General features: G+C 26.2%; 3 protein-coding genes. All 3 read left to right on the top strand.

The window, feature by feature from the left end; translation table 11 throughout:
• The first annotated feature begins 107 nt into the window (after positions 1-107).
• The 3 genes from Q4548_RS16535 to Q4548_RS16525 all read left to right on the top strand — a co-directional run bounded on the left by Q4548_RS16535 (position 108) and on the right by Q4548_RS16525 (position 2,273).
• Positions 108-719 carry a hypothetical protein gene (locus tag Q4548_RS16535; protein WP_303457103.1) on the top strand — a complete coding sequence of 204 codons (612 nt, stop codon included), beginning with the start codon at positions 108-110 and terminating at the stop codon, positions 717-719.
• Positions 720-980: 261 nt separating this feature from the next.
• Positions 981-1,484, top strand: coding sequence for a GbsR/MarR family transcriptional regulator (locus Q4548_RS16530; protein ID WP_303457100.1), 504 nt, complete (start codon positions 981-983; stop codon positions 1,482-1,484).
• 405 nt (positions 1,485-1,889) lie between these two features.
• Positions 1,890-2,273, top strand: coding sequence for a hypothetical protein (locus Q4548_RS16525; protein ID WP_303457098.1), 384 nt, complete (start codon positions 1,890-1,892; stop codon positions 2,271-2,273).
• Positions 2,274-2,373 lie beyond the last annotated feature (100 nt).

Below are 2,373 nucleotides of genomic sequence, written 5' to 3'. Positions count from 1 at the left end.
AAAAAGGCTTCGGCTTAGTCCGTGCTCGAAAAGGCTATGCTCCTTTTCTTCCCGTACTAATCCTAGCCAAAACCGTTACCTAACATTACGAAAATTGCTTCTAAAAAATGATTACTTTAAAAAGATACGGTAAGAATCCAATCACTTTGAATATAATAATCTCAAGTGTAATAGGTTTTTTTATATTTTTAAATATAAAAATGCAAGTTCCAGGAATAAACTTATTTCTTCTATCCTCTATATTAATTTTAACAGTTCTATTTTTCTTATCATCATTGTTTTTAGCACAAAGACGATTTTTAAATAGTATTAAACTTACAGAAATAAATAATCATTTAGAAATTGAATCAATCTATACAAATAAGACAGTTCTAAAAATTGAGCAAATCGAAAGAATCAGTCTTATGAATAGTATCGGTTTGAAAAATGAAACAAATGGATTTACGAATAGAAACCTAAGTCTAAAAATTAAAAACAAATTACAACCACAAATATTCGAAATTGAAAATATTTCCAATCATGCAAAAGGAGTAAATTTAATACAAAAGGTTATTGAACAACTTGAATCATTTACAGTTATATATAAGAAACAAAAGAATCAACGAAAACCTGATATTTTAAAAATTGATAAGAATATAAATGTTGAGACTGAAAAGAAACTCGAATCGATTTTAAATAATATGGATATTGATTTTACAATTAAAGTTGAAAAACGTTAGGTAACACCGGCTAAACTTAATGCGGGTTTAGTGCTTTCTCAAAGTTTTGTGTATATTTACTAGGTCGCCAAATCTTGTTGATTTGGCTTTGTGAAAACCAAAGAAACAAAACCAAACAAAAAGCTTCGGCTTAGTACGTATTCGAAAATCTTGGCGATTTTCTTCCCGCACTAAGCCTAGCCAAAACCGTTGTGTGTAATTTTCTCAAAAATAAAGTTTCAATTATTTCTGAAACTTTAAAAATATTTATATATTTGACATATGGAATTTATAGAAGCAAAAAATAAATATATTCAAACATGGGGAGCATTAGGTTCACAATGGGGAATTAATAAAACGATGGCACAAATTCATGCCTTATTAATGATCTCTACAGAACCAATGTCCATTGAAGAAATTATGGATGAACTTCAAATATCACGAGGTAATGCATCAATGAATATAAGAGCTTTAATTGACTGGGGGATAGTTTTTAAAGAAAGTAAATCTGGAGAAAGAAAAGAGTTCTTCACTGCTGAAAAAGACTTAGATAAACTTGCTATTACAATTGCAAAAGAACGTAGTAAAAGAGAAATAAAACCAGCATTAAGAATTTTACAAGAAGTTTCTAATATTGAGATTAATAACTCTAAAAATCAAAAACAGTTTAAAGAACAAACTGAAAAATTATATGATTTTGTTTTAAAAACAGATAATATTATTGAAAAAATGACACAATATAAAGAGAATTGGCTAAGTAAGTTAATAGTTAAAATAATAAAGTAAAAAATTTAAACACAAGTTTCAATAATTTCTGAAACTTCAAAAACAAAAAAATGAATTTAAATATTATTGGTTATATCATATACCTTATTCTTACTTCGACAATAATATTGAAAGTTGGAAGTATCTGCTATAATAACGGTAACGTATTCATCAAAAACCTACTTAAAGAAAATATAGAACTGTCTATTCAAATAAATAAAGCATTATTAATTGGTTATTATTTGCTGAATATAGGATACTCAGCTATAACAATTATAACCTGGAATAAAATAGAAACAAATGTATATCTAGTTGAAATTATTTCGCAAAAAATATCAATAATAGTCTTAATCATAGCAATTATGCATTATTCAAATATTTATTTAATCAAAAAATTTATTCACAAATTATTATAAAACAACAATTATGAACACTACAAAAATTTTAATCGGTTATTCTGTTTACTTACCAATCGTAATCTTTTTAACATTCTATGTTTCTAAAACTTTATTTAAAAACGGAAAAATATATATGTTAGATATTTTTAATGGCAGAGAGGAAATTGCAAATGCAACAAGTAAACTATTTGAAACAGGTTTCTACTTATTAAACTTGGGATATGCTCTACTCATTTTAGAAATACATATGAATTCTAATAGTTATCAAGTTCTTATTGAAAAATTGAGTTATAAAATAGGTGGTTTTTCAATATACTTAGGCATAATGTTATTTGTGAACTTATTTTTATTTTTTAGAGGGAAAAAGAAAACTGCTGAAAGAAAGTTACAAACTACACACAACAACGGCTAAACTTAATACGGGTTCTGTGCTTTCTCAAAGTTTTGTGTATATTTACTAAGTCGCCAAATCCTTTTTGATTTGGCTTTGTAATAAGAAAATTAAAACCAAA

Origin of the sequence: Wenyingzhuangia sp. 2_MG-2023 (assembly GCF_030548295.1) — a bacterium.
GTDB lineage: Bacteria > Bacteroidota > Bacteroidia > Flavobacteriales > Flavobacteriaceae > Wenyingzhuangia.
This window is presented reverse-complemented; position numbering and strand designations above follow the sequence as displayed.